This is a genomic window from Kitasatospora gansuensis (assembly GCF_014203705.1).
In the GTDB taxonomy this organism is placed as follows: Bacteria; Actinomycetota; Actinomycetes; order Streptomycetales; family Streptomycetaceae; genus Kitasatospora; species Kitasatospora gansuensis.
This window is the reverse complement of record NZ_JACHJR010000001.1, coordinates 7501996-7519745: the sequence shown is the minus strand read 5'-3', so window position 1 is coordinate 7519745 and position 17750 is coordinate 7501996. Positions and strand designations below refer to the sequence as shown.

Genomic DNA, 17750 nt, shown 5'->3' with positions numbered 1-17750 from the left:
CACATGTGAAAGGCACTCAGTCCCAGGCGATCACCGACCGGCAGTGGGCGGACGCCACGCTGATCTGGGACTACCACCAGATGGGCCACGAGCTGCGGCCGTGCGACGTGGCGATCGGTCTCGGCTCGCACGACCTCGGGGTGCCGGCGTACACCGCTGAGCTGTTCCACCGGGGGCTGTTCGGCACGGTCGTTTTCAGCGGCGGGCCGAACCCGTCCCGGCCGGAGGCGTTCCCGCGGGGTGAGGCGGTGCACTTCACCGAGCACGCGGTGGCGCTCGGGGTGCCTGGGAGCGCGGTGCTCCAGGAGCCCCGGGCTCGGAACACGGGCCAGAACATCGCGTTCTCGCGGGAGGTGCTGGCGCGGGCCGGGGTGGAGGTGCGGTCGGTGATGCTGATCTCCATGCCGTACATGGAGCGCCGGGCGTTCGCAACGTGCCGCAAGGTGTGGCCGGAGGTCGAGGTGGTGTGCGCGTCGGCGCCGATGTCGCTGGACGAGTACTCGAAGACGGTCGGCGGCGAGAAGCACGTGATCGACAACCTGATGGGCGACCTCCAGCGCGTCATGAAGTACCCGGAGTTGGGGTTCGCCGTGGAGCAAGAGGTCCCCAAGGGAGTAGCCGATGCCTACGAGCGTCTCCATGCCGACGGCTTCACCAGCCGTCTTCTCACCTGAGCGTCCGCCGGCCGCTCGTGGGCTGGTGTGCGCGATCCACCAGCCCAACCTGCTGCCGCGGCTCTCGACCGTGGCCAAGATCCTCGCGGCGGACGTGTGGGTGGTCCTCAACGACGTCCAGTTCGCCCGCCGCGACTACCAGCACCGCGCCCGGATCGGCAGCCTCGCTGGTGACGGCCAGGCGCGGTGGCTGACGCTCCCCACTCACCTGCCGCAGGGCAGGGCCACGCTCATCCGGGACGCCCGGGTGGTGGACGGCGCGCTCGCCCGCCGCCGGATCGGCGGAATCCTGCGGGAGCAGTACCGGTCCAGTGCGGGCTGGCCGGTGCTCGCGGAGCGGCTGCGGCCGGTGCTGGAGTTGGTCGAGACGACCGACCGGACAGCGGCGATCACCGAGGCGTCGACGCTGATGCTGCTCGACCTGCTCGGCTGGAAGGGCCGCGTGCTGCGCAGCAGCAGCCTCAGCGCCGGGCACGGGCGTACTCGCCGGCTCGTGGACCTATGCCGGGCCGTGGGCGCCACCTCGTACCTGTGCGGAACGGGCGGGGCCCGGTACGTCGAGCCGGACCTGTTCAGCCAGGGCGGGATCGAGCTCAGGCCGTTCTCCGTCCCGACCAACGGAGTGTGGGCGGGTGCGCGGACGGTCAGCGCCGTTCATCCTCTGCTGGTGTACGGGACGGCCGCGATTCGGCGCGGCCTGGAGGCGCAGCAGCATGCGAACCCGATCGAGCCCGGGGCCGCCGCGGTGAGCGGGGGCTCTGGCGCAAGGCCGGGCCGCGCGCCCTGGCCCTGGCCGTAGCTCTTCCTGCTGGGGCTGGGGGTCAGGTGGGGCGGCGGTGCTGGCCGGGCTTCTTCGGCGGTGGAAGGGCGGTGCCTCGCACCACGCCGTCACCCTCGATTCTGTTGAGGATGCGCTGCGTGGTCGGGTAGTCGGGGGCTACCGCTTCGGGCAGCCACTGGTAGCCGTCCCAGCCGAGGATCAGGCGGGGCTCGTCCGGGCGAAGGTGTGCGCCGCCTTCGCTGCCGTCCAGCCTGACCACCTTCAGCTCCCCGACCGGACGGCGTTTGGCCGCCCACCTTGCGGCCCACCGCTCCAGCGGCTCGTCCTCGTGCACGTCCTGCCGCCCCTCCACGCCGTGGCCGACTACGCGGTGGCCAGCAGGTCGCCAGCCTTGATGGCGTCGGCCAGCCGGGTCTTGATCTCGTGCGGCAGCAGGTTCAGGGTCGTGACGGCTTCGGCGGTGAGGGGGACTTCCTCGAGGAGGTACTCGCCGCGGTCGTCACGGGAGAACTCCGGCCCGGTGCGGTCGGCGAAGTTCCACGTCTTGATGCTGACGAGGAAGAAGTGCTCGGTCTCGCCCTTGTCGTTGGTGAGTTCGGCGAAGGGGCGCTCGATCTGGCCCTCGCCTGCGATCTCCTCCCGGATCTCGCGGAGGAGGGCGTCTTCGAGGGTGGGGTCGGTGTCTTCGACGCCGCCGCCGACGAGGACGACGTAGGGGTCGATGCCGGGCCGGATGCGCTTGATCAGGAGGGTGGTGCCGTTCGGGGTGATGAGGATGGCGCGCACGCGCTGCTTCATGCTGGTCTCCATGGTGCTGTTCCGGGCGGTCAGTTGGGCAGCCAGCCGCCGTCGATGTGCAACGACTGGCCGCTGATGAAGGATGCGGCCGGGCTGGCGAAGAAGGCGACGGCGGCGGCGACGTCCTCCGGCTGGCCCCTGCGGGGGACGCACTGCCGGGCGACCTGCTCCTGCGGGCGGGCGCGGTGGTGCGCCGGGAGGGCGTTCTCGGCGTCGACCTGGATCGCTCCCGGTACGACAGTGTTCACCGTGATGCCGTGCGGGCCAAGTTCCCTGGCCAGGGCGGGTGTTAGGCCGAGGAGTCCGGCCTTGGCGGCGCTGTAGGCGGTCAGGCCGACCCGGCCGATTCGGGCGTTGACGGAGGAGACGTTGATGATCCGGCCCCAGCCGCGCTCGATCATCCCGGGGGTGAAGGCGTGGCAGGTTCGGTAGTGGGCGGTGAGGTTGATCTCCAGTGCGGCTGCCCAGGCGGCTTCGTCGGTGTCGGCCCAGGCGAGCCGGGGGTAGGCGCCGGCGTTGTTGACGAGGATGTCCACCGGGCCGAGCTCCGAGCGGATCTGGTCGGCCATCCTGGCGACGGTATCCGTGTCGGTGAGGTCGGCGCTGATCTCGATGCCATCGGTGCCCGCTCGGCGGACGGCCTCCAGGACGGTGCGGGCCTGGCCGATCTGGGCGTGGTGGGCGACGGCTACGGCGGCACCGGCCGCGGCGAGGGCCTTCGCGGTGGCAGCGCCGATGCCGGTGGCCGCGCCGGTCACCAGGGCGGTGCGGCCCTGGAGGGGGCGTACCGCGAGCGGCAGTTCGGGGAGGGTGATGGTCACGGTCGCTCCACGGTGGCGAGGGCAGGCAACGGGTCGGTTCGGGCGAACTGGGCGTCGAACGCTTGGAGTTCGGCAATCTTGGCCAGGAGGAGCAGCCGTTCGGTGTCGCCGAGCCGGCGGGGGTCGATCACGCCGAGGATTCGGGCGGTCAGGAACGGTCGCAGGGATTCCAGTTCGCGGCCGAGTGGGAGGTCGGCGGCGGTGCCGAGGTCGGTGCGCAGTCGGGCGAGGAGTCGGTGGAGGGCGGCTTGGCGTCCGGGGCCGGTGGGCCATGTGTACCGGAGGTCGAGGTGGCGGTGCCGGGTGGAGAGTTCGGCGTGCTCGACGGTGGGGTGCGCGGCCGGGGGCAGGTGGAGGCGCAGGGTGCGGATGTAGGTGTCGCGTTGGTGGAGGGGGACGAGCCAGCCGCCGAGGGCGAGGAGGTACCAGAGGAGGTTGGCGGCTTCTCCGGCGATGGTGTTGCGGCCGGCGTATTCGAAGTCGAGCCAGACCGCGCCGGGCCCGGAGGAGGTGTTGGTGATGTTGGGTTCGGTGGGGTCGCCTTGGGTGAGGGCGGTGGTCCAGCGGCTGGCCGGGTCGAGGGCGGTGCGGGTGGTGCGGATCGCGGCGGGTACGTCCAGTGGCAGGCGGGTGCCGTTGGCGGTGATGGTCCAGTGGGTGAGGTCGCGCACGGCCGGGAGGGCGTCGGTGCCGGTGCTGAGGGTGAGGGTGGGGTCGAGCCACCAGGTGTCGATGCGGCCTGCGGGGCGGATGCGGTCAGCGTAGAGGCCGGGCACGCACTCGGCGAGGGCGGCGGTGCGCCCGCTGCCGGCCACGGTGGCGATCAGGTCGTCGCAGACCGCGTCGATCAGGGCGGCGACCGCGTCGACGGCGGCCGGGTCTTCGTCGGCGAGGGCGATCAGGTCGCCCAGCAGGTGTCCGGAGCGGCCGGAGGCGAACACGTCCTCGTAGGCGAGGACGTCGTGGGCCTCGTCGGCCGGGGTGCGGCCGTAGAAGTGCGGGACCTGGAGGCGTCCGGCGAGCTGCCGCCACCCGAACTCGCCCGGATTTCCAGGAACTGATCAAGGACTAGCCGCCGCCTTGCAGCACTAACGACCTCGTGCATGGTTAGCCGTGGCCTGTGTTTGGGTGAGGTCTGACGTCACTGATCACCTGCTTTGGCCTGTCGGTAGGGCTGCCAACTGCCTTTTGTGGGTGGCTTGTTGGTCTGATAGGAGTCCGGCTACTGCTCGGATGGTGTCCGGCAGGTGGTGGCGGTGGCCGTGATGGCGGGCGAGGGCGCGCCAGTTCTTCAGGTGGGCGATTCCGTGCTCGACCGGGATGCGGCGTGAGGAGTGTTCGAAGCGGGCCTGTTCGTGATGGGCCATCAGCCACTGGACCTGCTCGAGGTTCTTGCCACGGCGTTTTCGGGGCGGGGTGACGACCTGGCCGCAGGTCTGGGCGGCCAGTCCCTGGTAGCCGGCGTCCGCGAGGATCTCCAGGTGAACCGTGTCGGCGAGCAGGTCGACCAGGCCGGCGTCGCGGGCCTGGGTGATGTCGGCAACCGAGCCGGCCCGGACCTCGCCGCAGAACAGCAGCCTGCCGCGATCATCGGTGACCACCAGCGCCTTCATCGCGTTCGTGCGGCTCTTGCCCGAGACGAAGCGGTTGCGGCCGCGTCGGTGGGCAGCCGGTCGGCGGACCCGGATCTCGGTGGCGTCGATGATCCCGGTCCGCCCGGTGGCGCCGAGGTGGGCAATCACGTCCGCGAGGGTGCGCAGCCGCAGGCCCGGTGCGATGCGGCAGCCGCGGCCGGCGAGCAGGGGCCGGATCTCGCCGATCGCGCGGGTGATCGTGGAGCGGTCCACGCCGAACCAGCAGGCCAGAACGTCGTGGGTGACACCGTGTCGCAGGTGGACGAGCGTGGCCAGGAGCCGGTCGACGAAGACCAGCTTGTACTTCGCTCCGGCGCCGACGGCCCGACGCCGCGGCCGGTCGCACAACTCGGCGTCACGCCGGGCCTGCCACACCGGCCCCAACTCGGCCACCAGGTCAGCGATCACCACCTGCGACAGGCCGGTGATCCGACGCTCCGAGACGATCAACGCACGTGCCGCAGTCCCCACCACGTCTGGTCCAACGAGCAACTCGCTCACAGGCCACGGCTAACCATGCACGAGGTCGTTAGGCGGCTTGGTGTGTGCCAACTCGCCTTCAGATTATGGGAATTCCTGGTCTCGGTCCACCGGCCCAGCGCACGAGGTGGCGCGGCTGGCCGTTACCCTGTCTCGCGGTTCAGGGGCGGGCGGCCCGGTTGAACGCCTCGGCTATCCGGACGCTTTCCTGGGTGCGGCGCAGCTCGGTGTAGGTGCCGGCGGTCAGGGTGCGCAGGGCCCCGAACGGCCCCCAGCCCGATGCTCCGGCAGCGTTTCGCTACCCAGCCTGCTCAGACAGCGAAACTCTGCTGGAGTACCAGCCGCAGGACGCGGCCACGCCGTCACCCTCACCCACAACCAGGCGGTCCGGGTGGTGAAGTGCACAGCCGACAGCGCGCGCACCGCCGTACCCGCCTTCACCACTGGAGTTGAACAGTAACGACGCCGTGCAACTCGGAGAGCGCTCGTCGGCCCGGCCAACTCACGACGCCCGCTCTGCGGTGTCGATCAGTCCCCGGTGGTGTCGAAGAGGGTGACCGGCTGAGGTCGTTCAGTGCTCGCCTCCTCGGGCTCCACCGACTGCAACCTCGACACCCGGCCGGCCGAGGTCCGCACCGGGTCGTTCCTCCTCACCGCCGCCAGCAGGCGTCGAACCTCGGCCGGATCGACGCCCAGACGCTCGGCGATTTCCTTTCGGGAGCAACCCAGTTCAGCCATCTCGGCGGCGACCCGAGCCAGGTCGGCTTGACCTGCCAGCCGGACCTCCTCCACCTCTGCGTGCAGGTCCTTGATGCGCGCGTTGATGGCCCGCACCTGCTGGTCGGTCTTCTCCTGTGCCAGGAGGAACCTCTCTGCCCTGTCGAGCAGCCGCTGATGGCGTTCGGCTATGCCGGCACTGAGCTCGCGGGCCCGCTTGCGAGCGTCGATCATCTTGACCGCCCGCCGTGGAGTCGCTGCTGCCATGGTGTTCACCTTCCTGATGCCCTTCGAGGGGTCCGGCCGCAGGTTGGCGGCCAGGCTTCGTACGTCACCCAGTACGCCGCCGAGGACCGGTCACGGGCGAGCACGGCTCAGGGGGATTCCCGTCCAGCGGAAAGAGTGGCGATTCTGCGGGGCCGTATCCCGCAGGGCGGGAAGTACCCGCTCTCCGACGTGAGTTGTGGCAACACCTCTTCCATCCTCGGGTGAGGACGGAGGTGGGCATGGTGCTGCAGGTCCAGACGATGACCCCAGGTGATGGATACCGGTACTTCGAGTCGCAGACGGTTTCGGGAGATCAGAAGCGGTCGGCCGGCTGCACGCTGAGTGAGTATCAGCTCGGCGCAGGCTTGCCTGCCGGTGTCTGGGTGGGCCGTGCCGCCGCGCTCCTGGGGGTCGCGGGAGAGGTGACCGAGGCCCAGCTGCGTGCCTTGTTCGGGGAGGGACTGCACCCTCGGGCGGAGGAGATCACGGCGGAGGAGATCCGCACCGGAAGTAGTGCGGACGCTGCCGTGGCAGCAGCGCAGTTGGGAACGGCGTTCTACCGGTTCGGCGCCACGCCCACTCCCCTCGTGGCCTCGCTGGAAGAGCGTGTGGCAGAGCAGCAGGCTCGGTCGGGCAGGGCACTGGACGAGGTGGAGCGGAACCGGATCCGGCTGGAGGTCGGGGAGGAGGCGTTCCGTGCGCGGTTCGGTCGGGGGCCGACCGACAGCCGTGCGCTGGAGCGCTTCATCCGAAGCGAGTCCGTGCCGAAGAGGCAGCCGGTGGCCGGGTTCCATGCCGTGCTGCAGCCCCCGCCGAGCGTGACGCTGCTGTGGGCGTTGGGCTCCGAGAAGGTGCGGGCGATCGTCGAGGCGGCTCACGACGCCGCGGTCTCGGACACGCTGGCGTGGGTGGAGGACAGCGCGTTGGCCACCCGCAGCGGACGCAACGGCATCGTTCAGGAACAAGTGACGGCCGGTCTGGTGGGTGTGAGATTCCGTCACTTCGACTCCCGCGCCGGGGACCCCGGTCTGCACGATCACGTGCTCATCGCCAACCGTGTGCTCCGGGCGGACGGCAAGTGGCGGGCGATCGACGCGCGGCACCTGCTCGCCCAGATGGTGACCGCTTCGGAGTTGTACAACGCACAGGTCCTGCACCGGGTCTGCGTCGGCCTGGACGCCGTGACGGTGGAGCGGCCCCGGGCGGACGGGCTGCGTCCCGTCATGGAGATCGACGGAGTCGATGAACGGCTCCTGGAGTTCACGGCCCGGAGATCGGTGGCGATCGGTCAGCGGTTGGTCAGGCTGCTGGAGGTGTTCCGGGCGCGACACGGTCGTGAGCCGTCGTCCGTGGTCCGGACGCGTCTTCGGCGCCAGGCGACCCTGGAGACGCGCCCCGCGAAGAAGGCGGCCCGGCCGTTGCCGGTGCTTCGCGCGCGGTGGCGGGCCGGCGTGGTGGCAGCGTTCGGCCGTGTTCTGGTGAACGGCCTGCTCGCAGAAGTGTCGGCCGCCACCCAGCGGCTCGCTGCCCGCGGTGGTCTGGGAGCACGGCTGGAGGTACCCGCCGTGGCCTCGGCGGTGGTGAAGGCCGTGGGCACCCACCGGGCGGTCTTCGGGCCGCGGCACATCCGGGCCGAGGTGTACCGGCAGATCACCCGCACGTCGCACGGCAGGGCTGATCCGGCGCGCTGGGCCGAGCACATCACACGCTTCGCCCTCGAGAGGCTGTGCGTGGAACTCAGTGCCCCTGCGTCGAGTCCACCGTTCGCGCCCTTGCAACGGCCGGACGGATCAAGCATCTACCGCGACCAGGAGACGCGGCTCTACTCCACCCCCGCCGTCCTCGCGGCGGAGAAGCAGATCCTGAAGGCAGCCCGGACCACGGTGGCTCCACCGTGCCCGGTCAAGCACTTCGAGAAGCACCGTCTCCGCCACAAGGGGAAGCTCGACGACAGCCAGGCGGCCCTCGCCCGGGCCTTCGCCAGTGGTACCCGGCAGCTGATCGCGGCCATCGGTCCAGCAGGTGCCGGCAAGACGTCCGCGCTCCTGCTCGCCGCGAAAGCGGTGCGAGCCGAAGGCCGACGGGTGATCGCACTCGCACCGTCCGCGCGCGCCGCCGCTGTCCTCGGCGAGGCGCTCGGGCAGAGTGCGGACACCATTCAGCGCTGGGTCCGCCTCACCAACGCGCCATTGCAGCGGGGTGATGTGATCATCGTCGACGAGGCCGGCATGGCCTCCACCCTTGACCTCGCCGCTGTCGTCAAGCGGGCCAGGGACGCAGGTGCGCATGTCCGCCTGGTGGGTGACCCCGCGCAGCTCGCAGCCGTCGAGGCCGGCGGAATCCTGCGTCTGCTCCAAGCCGAAGGGCACGCGGTCCACCTGACGCAGGTTCACCGCTTCGCCACTGCGGGCGAGGCCGACGCCTCTCTCCTGCTGCGCGACGGAGCGCCCCAGGAGGCGTTCAGGTGGTACCGCGAGCACGGCCGGATCCACTCCGGCGACGAGGACTCCGTCCTGGACGCGGCGTTCACCGCGTGGTGGCAGGACCGGGGCGCCGGGCGCTCCACGATACTGGCGGCTCCCACACGCACTCTCGTCAAAGCTCTCAATCTCCGTGCCCAGCAAGCCGTCCTGGCCACCGGTCGGCTCAGCGTCGGCCCCCGGGACGCCCGGCTGCACGACGGCACCCGTGCCCATGTCGGGGACACCATCGTCACCCGGCTCAACCAGCGCCGGCTCACCTGTCTGTCCGGGCGCGACTTCGTGAAGAACGGCGACACCTGGACGGTGCTCGGGTACACCTCCACGGGCGCGGCCCGCGTTCGGCACACGCGGCACCGAGGGACGCTCACCCTTCCCTCCGCCTACCTCGCACGCCACACCGAACTCGGTTACGCGGCAACGATCCACCGCACCCAGGGCATGACCGTGGACACCACCCACACCGTGCTCGCTCCGTTCACCGGCCGCGAGGCCGCGTACGTCGGCGCCACACGCGGGCGTGACACCAACCACCTCTACGTCACCCGTGCCGAGGGCCAGTCCCTCGATCTGGCCCTGCTGCGGATCGCGACCAACAGCGACCAGGTGCCCAGTGCCCTGGAGACGCTCAAGGCGGAGCAGCGCCGGTCCCGGGATATCCTCCGGCTGGCCGCCGAGTACGCCGATGTCGCCCGACGTTCCGAGGACCCGCGCCACCGCGCTGTGCTGCGGTTCGTCCGAGGGACAGCCGACGTGGACTTGCCACCCGTGGTGGCCCGCGCAATGGCGCGTGCCGATCAGGAAGGCGTCCCGCCGTGGCAGGTCCTCGCGCTCGCCTGCCACGCAGATCCATCTGCTGACGCGTCCGCAGTCGCCCGGTGCATCGACGAGCTGACCGCCACCGCCCGCACGGCGCGCCCTGCACCACCGTGGAACGACGAACAGGCCGCGGTCCTCAAGGCGCTGACCCGCACGCGGGAGATCGAGGCCCGAGCCGCCCTGGAGCTGGCCGGCAACTTCCCCGTTCCGGTGCCTGTCACCGTCCTCGGCCGTACCCACCCGGCGTGGGTGCACCGTCCGCACGGCCGTCTCCCGGCTGCCGAGCTCCACCGCACCGCCGTCCAGCAAGGAAGGCGTGCCGACAGTTCCTCCTCACTTGCCAACAAGACAGCTGCCAAGAGGCTCGGCAACGCCCTTGAGCTCGAGCGGCAACTGCGCACCTTCATGGACCGGCGAGACCGGCTGCAGGAAGACGCACAGCGCAACGCCGTCCAGCGGCTCTATATCGCGCCGTCGTCCCGTCAACTACGTCGTGCGTTGTACGCGGCCGGCGAAGAAAAGCGTCAGTCCGCCTTGGAACTTCACCGTCTGGCGGTGGCGCTGCGTGTCGGCCGCACTCGGCACACTCCTGCTGCTGACATGGACTTTCCACCGGCTTGGTTGTGCCCGCCCGAAGCGATCTCCGACCTGTTCACCCCTGATTCCTGGCGGGACCAACTGCTGCACCGTCGCGCCGAGATGAGCCGCCTCCTCACGGCACGCGGCAGCGCGCTCGCGGCATCTCCTCCCGCCTGGACCCGCCACCTCGGCACCCCACCGGGCCCGGCCGACGGACCCGAACGGCACGCCCGCTGGCAGAAGGTGGCAGCTCTCGCCGACACCTGGCGGGCGCTCCACCACCTCACCGACGACGGCACCGTGAACCCTCTCGGCCCAGCCCCCGCCGACCCTGCCTCCAGGGCGGACTGGGAAGAGCTCCACCGGGCACTCCGTGCATGTGCCGAACCCGACGACCACGACCGCTCCCCCGCCCCAGCCACCTCCAAGCCACCGGCAGGCCGTACGAGCGCCTCGCTCCGCAAGCCCGCTCCTCGCCCCGGCCCACAGCCTCATCAACGTCCCCGGCAACACAGGGGCCGCCGTCCCTAGCACTCCGTGAGAGTTCTCCACGTGCCCTGGTCAGCGGCTTGGTGGCGGCGAGTGCAGCCGGGCCGTTGCGGCGGCGGGGTGTCGATCGGCTCGAGCGAGCTGGCGTACCGACGTGCCCTCCGGGGGCACGTCGGTGCACCATGACTACGGGTGCTGGGTCAGCAGGTGCGCTCGGTATCCCTCGCCGAAGGTGGCCGTCGGGGTGCCGGTCCAGTCGGTGACCAGGACGTTGCCGTTGCTGTTGCACACGCCCCACGGGTTCCACGTCCAGGCCGTGTAGCCGACGCCGTTCGCGTCGGCCCAGGCCATCACCTGGTCGATGTAGTCGTGGGCGCACGAGTTCTGGCCGATCTCGCCGGCCTGGACCGGCACCTGCGCCGCGACCGCTCCGATCGTGCTGTTCCAACAGGCCGTGGTCACACAGCCGTTGAAGTTGTACGAGTGCCAGGAAGCCATCAGGTTGCCGGTGGAGTCGCTCGGCTTGTAGGCCGACCACTGACTCAGGTCGTTGCTCCAGGTCAGGCCGCCGGTCATGATCACGTTGGTGGCGCCGGTCGCACGTACCGCGTTGACCAGCGTCTGCATGCCCGCGACCGGGTAGCCGATACCGGTGCAGGTGCCGCCGTCGCGCAGACAGGTCCACGCTGCGGTGGCGTTCGTCCAGCCGTTGGCGGCGTCCGGGTAGGGCTCGTTGAACAGGTCGAACAGGACCGCGTTGTTGCCCTTGAACGCGTTGGCCACCTGGGTCCAGAACGTCGGGCTGTACTGCAGATCGGGCATGGGCTTCTGGCAGGTCGCCGTGGTGTCCGAACAGCCCGCGCCGGACCCGGTGTACTGGCCGTAGGACCAGTGCAGGTCCAGGATCACGTTGATGCCGTTCGCCACCAGCAGGTTCGCGTAGTCCTTGACCGCCTGCTGGTACGCGGCACCGGTGACCCCGCCCGCGGGAACGTCACTCGTGCCCAGCCAGCACTGCTCGTTCAGCGGGAGGCGCACGGCGTGGACGTTCCAGGTCTTCATCCCGTCGATCGTGGCCTGGTCCGCGGGCCCGTCCCACACCCCCTTGCCCTGGACGCACGCGAACTCGCCGGCGGCCCGGTTGACGCCCAGCAGACGGTACGTGGCACCGGTGGCGGTGACCAGGCGGTTGCCGTCGACGTGGAGCGCCGGCGCGGCCTTGGCGGGCGGCGGCGTCGTGGGCGGCGGGGTCGTGGGCGGCGGGGTGGTCGGGCTGGAGCCGCCGCAGACGACGCCGTTGACCGTGAAGACCGTCGGAGCGGTGTTGGTACCGCTGTAGCTGAAGGTGGCAGCAGGTGTGACGGTGCCGCCGGACGGGACGTCGGCGTTCCAGGACAGGCTGGTGACCGTCACGTTCTTGCCGGACTGGGTCCAGGCGCCGTTCCAGCCGGAGGACAGGGCCTGGTTGCCGGCATAGGAGTAGCCGAGCGTCCAACTGGTCCACGCCGCACCGAGGTTGGTGATGGTGACGCTGCTCTGGAATCCGCTGCCCCAGTCGTTCTGCACCGAGTACGTCGCCTGGCACCGGGTCTCGGCTGCCTGCGCGGCCTCGGGCAGCACCGCCAGGGAAGCCGCCGCCAGTGCCATCGCCGCCGCGCCGGCCGAGGCGCGGGTGCGTGGTGACCGGAAGTTGGGGAACGCGAGACGCATAGGAAGCTCCTGATGACGAGTCGACTCCGACGGATGTACCTCCGTCGGGAAAGGCGCCAGCGTTTGCCTTATACGTTTAAGTGCGACGCGCACAGAGAGGCATCTTGGCCTGGTCTCGGGGAACCTAGAGCCTGGCCTGTGACCTAGTCAACCGATCGCGCACCCATCGAGATACTTCCGTTACCTGCCGCGCGAGAAATGTCGATCTTCAACTTAAGCACTTAACTACACGGTGGCCGACGACGGTCAGGCGGGCGGCGGTGCAGCCGTACTCCCCCGGATGACCAGGCGGGCGGTGTTCTCCTGGTGCGTGCGCGGGGGGCGGCCGTCGATCATGTCCAGCAGCACCTGCGCGGTGTGCAGGCCGTACGCCTGTATGTCCCAGGACAGTGCCGTCAGGGCAGGCCGCACCAGGACGCACAGCTGCGAGTCGTCGCCCGCCACGATCGAAAGCTCGCCGGGAACCGCGATGCCCATCTCCTGGGCGACATTGATCGCGGCGAGGGCCATCACGTCGTTGTCGAACAGGATCGCGGTCGGCCGGTCGCGCCGGGACAGCAGTGCCCGGGTCGCCTGCGCGCCTTCCTCCGCGGTGTAGTCGGTCTCGACCACCTGCGGTTCGCTGAGGCCGTGTCGGGCCATGGCTTCGCGGAAGGCCGCGATGCGCACCTGGGTGTGATCGAGGGCGGGCAGGCCGGCGACGCGGGCGATGCGGCGGTGGCCGAGCGCCACCAGGTAGTCGACCGACGCGTCCACCGCCGCCGTGTCATCGGTCCAGACCGCGCCCAGTCGGGCGTCCGTTCGGGGCCGGCCGGCCAGCACGGCCGGGATCCGCAGCTCCTCGATCACCGGGATCCGGGTGTCCTCCGCGTACAGGTCGGTGACCACGATGCCGTCGATCCGCCGCTCGGCCCAGCACAGCCGCATGGCCTCGATGGCGGCGCGGTGGTCCTCGACGACCTGGAGCAGGAGCGCGATCCGGTGTCCCGACAGCTCGCGTTCCAGCCCGGAGATGAACCGCATGAAGAACGGCTCGACGCCGAGCGTGTCCGCGGGGCGGGCGATGATCAGACCGACGCTGTGCGACCGCGAGCCGGACAGCGACTTGGCCGCCAGGCTCGGCCGCCAGCCGATCTCGTCGGCGATGTCCATGATGCGTTTTCGGGTCTCCTCGGACACCCCCGGCCGCCCGTTGAGCGCGTACGACACGGCGCCGATCGAGACGCCGGCCCGCTCCGCGATCTCCGCGATCGTCACCCGCTTCACCAATTCGCCCCTCCGGCTTCCAGGACTCCGGCCCGCCCAGGACCGGTGACCAACTGGTTCGCGCTGCGCAGCACCAGCGGGTCGAGGAACTCCCCCGGCTCGACCGTCGCCCCGGTGCGGATGTCGAAGGTCGCGCTCTCGCCCGGCAGGAGCGTCACGAGCGCCGTGTCGACGTGCGCGTCGCCGGCCACCCGGTCGGCGAGCAGCGCCAGGTCGCGGACGTACGCGTGAGCAGTCACCGTCACACGGTACCCGGTCGCGATCACCTCGCTCCGGGCGGACATCCGCGGCTCGGGCAGCTTCGCGTCGACGTCCTCCCGGAACTGCCACAGCGCCCGGTCGGCGCCGGTCCCGACCACGACGATCTCGCGCGCCGGGTCGTCCGGCACCGCCAGCGACCGCGGCAGCGTCCAGGTCGCCACACTTCGGGCGGTCACGTCCACCCGCATCGTCGCGGCAGCCAGCACGGTGCCGTCGAAGTCGACCCGGCGGACGGGGACCTCTTCCTGCCAGGGCAGGCCGCTGTCGTTGACGGCGACCACGGACAGTCCGTCCTCGCGCGGCTGGATCGTCAGCAGCCGGTCCCGGAAGCTCCGGCGCAGCGCGTACCACAGCGGCTTGCACCGTCCGTCGCCGTCCACGGCGGACCAGGAGATGACCGGCCACACGTCGTTGAGCTGCCACACCACGGCGCCCATGCACAGCGGCATCAGCGAGCGGAAGTGTTCGATGCCGAACGCCACCGCGCGGGCCTGGTTGAGCGAGGTGGCCCAGTGCCAGTCGGCGAACGTCCCGGGCGGCGGCAGGTGGCCGGCCAGCCCGCGGGCCAGTTTGCCGTTGCCGTCCTCGGCCTTCTGGTGCACCAGGATGCCGGGCGATTCGGGCCGCATCGGTTCGTCGTGGACCGCGCGGGTCAGCGTGGCCCACGTGGGCGGGCCCTGGAATCCGAACTCGGCCACGAAGCGGGGCAGATGGCGCCGGTACTCCGTGTAGTCCAGCTGGTTCCACACGTCCCAGATGTGCATCGTGCCGTGGTCCGGCAGGTTGGGGTGCCGGGCCGGGTCGAAGGAGTACGGGGAGCCGGGGAGGTAGGGCCGGGTCGGATCCAGATCCGCCACGATCGCCGGGAGGATCTCGGTGTAGTACCGCCAGCCCCAGCTGCGCCCGCCCAACTCGCCCTGCCAGTCCCAGTCGTGGTACCCCCAGATGTTCTCGTTGCCGCCGTTCCACAGCACCAGGCTGGGGTGGGGGCTGAGCCGCGTCACCGCCTCCCGGGCTTCCTCGACGACCTCGCCGCGCAACGGTTCCTCCTCGGCGTAGGAGGCGCAGGCGAACAGGAAGTCCTGCCACACCAGCAGGCCCAGCTCGTCGCAGAGCTCGTAGAAGTCCTCGCTCTCGTAGATGCCGCCGCCCCAGACCCGCACCAGGTTCACGTTGGCGTCACGGGCCTGGTTCAGCCGCGCGGCGTACAGTTCGCGGCCGACCCGGGCGGGAAAGCTGTCGCCCGGGACCCAGTTGACCCCGCGCGCGAACACCCGCTCTCCGTTGACCAGGAGTGTGAACGGCGTGCCGTCCTCGTCCGGCGCGGTGTCCAACGCGACGGTGCGGAAGCCGATCCGGCCGTGCCAGTCGTCCAACTTGACTTCCTCGTCGTGGTTCTGATGGCCCGTCAGCTGAACTCCGACGTCGTACCGGGGCTGCTCGCCGTATCCGTGCGGCCACCACAGCCGGGCGTGCGGTACGCGTACCTCCACCACGGTCGAGCTCTGGCCGGCGGGCACCTCGGCCCGCGTCCGGAGGTCGCCGACCGACACGTCCAGCCGCAGCGGCCCCGCCGGCTGCCGCGCCTGCCGGAGCTCCACGTGCAGGCGCACCACGCCGGTGTCGCCGTCCATTTCCACCAACGGCCGGACGCTCTCGATGCCCGCCCCACGCCAGGTCTCCAGGCGGATCGGCCGCCAGATGCCGACCGTGGTCGTCTCCGGGCCCCAGTCCCAGCCGTAGTCGCAGGCCATCTTGCGCACGGTGTTGTACGGATGCCGGTTCACGTGCGGCCGCGCCCCGAGGTCGCCATCGGCCTGCTCGGCCGCGGTGAGCGCGCCGGTGAACGTCACGGCGAGCACGTTGCTCCCGGAGCGCAGCAGATGCGCGGCGGGAAGCCGGTAGCTGCGGTGCATGTTGCGGGTGCGGGCGAGGACGGTTCCGTTCAACTCGACCGTGGCGACCGTGTCCAGACCGAGCGCGACGAGGTCCACCTCGGTACCGTCCGCGTCCGGACCGTCCCAGTCGATCGTGGTCTCGTAGCGCCAGTCCACCCGGCCGATCCAGGCCAGCTCGCCCTCGTTCTCGTCGAGGTGGGGATCCGGGATGAGCCCGGCGGCCAGCAGATCGAGGTGCACGCACCCCGGAACGGTCGCCGGCACCCGGACCCCGGCCAGGTGGGCCGGCACCTCGCCGCCCACGGCGTGGACGGTCCAGCCCTCGTGAACGCCGGTCGCCGTCATTTGGTCGCCCCCCGGGTGAAACCGTTGTAGATGAAGCGCTGCAGGAACAAGAACACCACCAGGGTCGGAATGATCACGAGGACCGCACCGGCGCAGATGATCTCCCAGTGCGCGCCGTACGGGCCCTTGAAATAGAACAACGACGTGGAGACGACGCCGAGTTCGGGCGAGGGCATGTACAGGAACGGGATGTAGAAGTCGTTGTAGACGACCACTCCCTTGACGATGACGACGGTCGCGATCGCCGGCCGGAGCAGCGGGAGGATCACCGTGCGGTAGATGCGCAGCGGCGAGGCTCCGTCGATCCGGGCCGCCTCGTCGAGCGAGATCGGGATGGCCCGCATGAACTGCAGGAAGATGATGATCGACACGATGTCGGTGCCCGTGTACAGCGCGATCGCGGACCACCGGTTGTTGAACATCCCGAAGGAGTTGATGATCTGAAAGGTCGCCACCTGGGTGGTGACGCCGGGGACCAGCGACGCGAGCAGGAACAGCGAGATCGTCAGACGGCGGAACGGGAACCTGAACCGGTCGATCGCGTACGCGGTCATCGAGCCGATGAGGACCGTGCCGGTGACCGAGAAGACCAGGATGAAGGCCGTGTTGCCGAACGCGCGGAGCATGTGCCCCTGCGTGAACGCGATCTGGAAGTTCTCCAGGTTGAACCAGTTGTGTGGCACGCTCAGCGGGCCGTTGTTCGCGGACTCCGACTCGGTCTTCAGCGCCGCCATCAGGACGACCGCCAAGGGAAGCAGCGTCAGCACCGACGCGACCACGAGCGAGAGGTACTTGCCGGCGACCGCCGAGCGGGCTCCGACTCCGCGTACTTGTCGCGTCATACCAGGTCAACCCCTTCGTCGGGCACGAGAAGCCGCTGGATCCAGGTCGCCAGCAGGACGATGGCGAGCAGCACCACAGCGGCGGCCGAGGCCAGGCCGACCTTGTTGAACTGGAAGGCCAGCTTGACGGTCTGGATGACGAACGTGGTGCTGCCGTTGGCACCGCCGGTCATGATGTACGGGATCTCGAACGCGGACAGCGAACCGGACACGACGAGGATCGCACTCAGGCTGACGACCGGTCGGATGCCGGGCAGGATGAGGTGCCTGACCTGGTGCCAGCGGTTGGCGCCGTCGAGTTCCGCCGCTTCGTAGATCTCCCCCGGGATCGACTGGATCGCGCCGAGGAACAGCACGAAGTTCAGGCCCAGGTAGCGCCACAGGGACACCGAGGCGAGCGACCAGTTGACGAGGTCGGGATCGCCCAGCCACAGGTGCTCGTCCCGCGCGCCGAACAGGCCGAGGACCGAGTCGAGGGTGCCGCCGGGCTGGAAGAAGTAGAGGAAGACGAAGCCGATGGCGACGCCGTTGACGAGGTAGGGGAAGAACAGGACGCCCTTGAAGAAGTTCCGGAACCGGACGTTGAAGCTCAGCACCGTGGCGAAGTACAGGGCCAGCACCATCTGCACCACGCCGGACGCCAGGTAGAACAGGCTGACGTAGAAGACCTGGAACAGATCCGGCCGGGTGAACAGCTCGGTGTAGTTGGCCTGGCCGACGAACTCCATGTCCGGGCCGAACCCGTCCCAGCTGGTCAGGCTGTAGAACAGCATGTTGAGCACCGGCGTGTAGGTGAAGGTCACCAGGAAGGCCAGCGGCACCACGAGGAACAGCCACGGCGTCGACCGCGCGAGCAGGCTCCGTCCGGTGCGTTGTCGGTCGGACATGG

At 70.1% G+C, this 17750-nt stretch carries 14 protein-coding genes; 3 read left to right on the top strand and 11 right to left on the bottom strand.

Translation table 11 applies throughout. From position 1 onward, the window contains the following. Positions 1-5: 5 nt before the first annotated feature. Together F4556_RS33885 and F4556_RS33880 are read left to right on the top strand one after the other, a co-directional pair. Positions 6-674: a YdcF family protein gene (locus tag F4556_RS33885; protein WP_313069013.1), complete on the top strand. Its 669-nt coding sequence runs from the start codon at positions 6-8 to the stop codon at positions 672-674. A gap of 25 nt (positions 675-699) precedes the next feature. Beyond that, positions 700-1473: a WbqC family protein gene (locus tag F4556_RS33880; RefSeq protein ID WP_184923026.1), complete on the top strand. Its 774-nt coding sequence runs from the start codon at positions 700-702 to the stop codon at positions 1471-1473. 22 nt (positions 1474-1495) lie between these two features. Here the strand turns inward: F4556_RS33880 and F4556_RS33875 are convergent, their stop codons facing one another. From F4556_RS33875 to F4556_RS33855, 6 genes are all read right to left on the bottom strand, one after another. After that, positions 1496-1789 (bottom strand): DUF6087 family protein, encoded by a 294-nt coding sequence (locus tag F4556_RS33875; protein ID WP_184923024.1) that lies wholly within the window; start codon positions 1787-1789, stop codon positions 1496-1498. Positions 1790-1818: 29 nt separating this feature from the next. Then, positions 1819-2253, bottom strand: a complete 435-nt coding sequence (locus F4556_RS33870) for an NUDIX domain-containing protein (RefSeq protein ID WP_184923022.1) — start codon at positions 2251-2253, stop codon at positions 1819-1821. Positions 2254-2282: 29 nt separating this feature from the next. Beyond that, positions 2283-3074, bottom strand: coding sequence for an SDR family NAD(P)-dependent oxidoreductase (locus F4556_RS33865; RefSeq protein WP_313069012.1), 792 nt, complete (start codon positions 3072-3074; stop codon positions 2283-2285). Beyond that, positions 3071-4015: a hypothetical protein gene (locus F4556_RS38740; RefSeq protein ID WP_246511161.1), complete on the bottom strand. Its 945-nt coding sequence runs from the start codon at positions 4013-4015 to the stop codon at positions 3071-3073. Before F4556_RS38740 ends, F4556_RS33865 begins: the two co-directional genes overlap by 4 nt. Positions 4016-4222: 207 nt before the next feature. Next, on the bottom strand, positions 4223-5182 hold the full coding sequence (locus tag F4556_RS33860; protein ID WP_184923018.1) for a transposase family protein: 960 nt from the start codon (positions 5180-5182) through the stop codon (positions 4223-4225). A gap of 534 nt (positions 5183-5716) precedes the next feature. Beyond that, entirely contained in the window at positions 5717-6172 is a 456-nt protein-coding gene (locus tag F4556_RS33855) for a beta/alpha barrel domain-containing protein (RefSeq protein ID WP_184923016.1), read from the bottom strand. A gap of 239 nt (positions 6173-6411) precedes the next feature. Here F4556_RS33855 and mobF point away from each other — a divergent pair, with 239 nt between their 5' ends. After that, complete coding sequence (gene mobF, locus F4556_RS33850; RefSeq protein WP_184923013.1) at positions 6412-10581, top strand: MobF family relaxase; 4170 nt, start codon at positions 6412-6414, stop codon at positions 10579-10581. A gap of 144 nt (positions 10582-10725) precedes the next feature. On the opposite strand, the gene F4556_RS33845 is transcribed toward mobF, so the two are convergent. From F4556_RS33845 to F4556_RS33825, 5 genes are all read right to left on the bottom strand, one after another. After that, positions 10726-12249: a cellulase family glycosylhydrolase gene (locus F4556_RS33845; RefSeq protein WP_184923011.1), complete on the bottom strand. Its 1524-nt coding sequence runs from the start codon at positions 12247-12249 to the stop codon at positions 10726-10728. Positions 12250-12495: 246 nt separating this feature from the next. Continuing rightward, entirely contained in the window at positions 12496-13515 is a 1020-nt protein-coding gene (locus tag F4556_RS33840; protein WP_184923009.1) for a LacI family DNA-binding transcriptional regulator, read from the bottom strand. After that, complete coding sequence (locus F4556_RS33835; RefSeq protein ID WP_184923007.1) at positions 13512-16019, bottom strand: glycoside hydrolase family 2 protein; 2508 nt, start codon at positions 16017-16019, stop codon at positions 13512-13514. The genes F4556_RS33840 and F4556_RS33835 overlap by 4 nt, the downstream gene beginning before the upstream one ends. Next, a complete protein-coding gene (locus F4556_RS33830; RefSeq protein WP_184923005.1) occupies positions 16016-16861 on the bottom strand; it encodes a carbohydrate ABC transporter permease in 846 nt (281 codons plus the stop codon). Before F4556_RS33830 ends, F4556_RS33835 begins: the two co-directional genes overlap by 4 nt. After that, positions 16858-17748, bottom strand: a complete 891-nt coding sequence (locus F4556_RS33825) for a carbohydrate ABC transporter permease (RefSeq protein WP_184923003.1) — start codon at positions 17746-17748, stop codon at positions 16858-16860. Before F4556_RS33825 ends, F4556_RS33830 begins: the two co-directional genes overlap by 4 nt. Between the last annotated feature and the right edge of the window lie 2 nt (positions 17749-17750).

What these genes read in the sequence shown, in the direction of transcription:
- F4556_RS33835 (WP_184923007.1), bottom strand. Translation starts at nt 16,019, where the DNA reads ATGACGGCGACCGGCGTTCACGAGGGCTGGACCGTCCACGCCGTGGGC.
- F4556_RS33855 (WP_184923016.1), bottom strand. Translation starts at nt 6,172, where the DNA reads ATGGCAGCAGCGACTCCACGGCGGGCGGTCAAGATGATCGACGCTCGC.
- F4556_RS33825 (WP_184923003.1), bottom strand. Translation starts at nt 17,748, where the DNA reads ATGTCCGACCGACAACGCACCGGACGGAGCCTGCTCGCGCGGTCGACG.
- mobF (WP_184923013.1), top strand. Translation starts at nt 6,412, where the DNA reads ATGGTGCTGCAGGTCCAGACGATGACCCCAGGTGATGGATACCGGTAC.
- F4556_RS33870 (WP_184923022.1), bottom strand. Translation starts at nt 2,253, where the DNA reads ATGAAGCAGCGCGTGCGCGCCATCCTCATCACCCCGAACGGCACCACC.
- F4556_RS33845 (WP_184923011.1), bottom strand. Translation starts at nt 12,249, where the DNA reads ATGCGTCTCGCGTTCCCCAACTTCCGGTCACCACGCACCCGCGCCTCG.
- F4556_RS33830 (WP_184923005.1), bottom strand. Translation starts at nt 16,861, where the DNA reads ATGACGCGACAAGTACGCGGAGTCGGAGCCCGCTCGGCGGTCGCCGGC.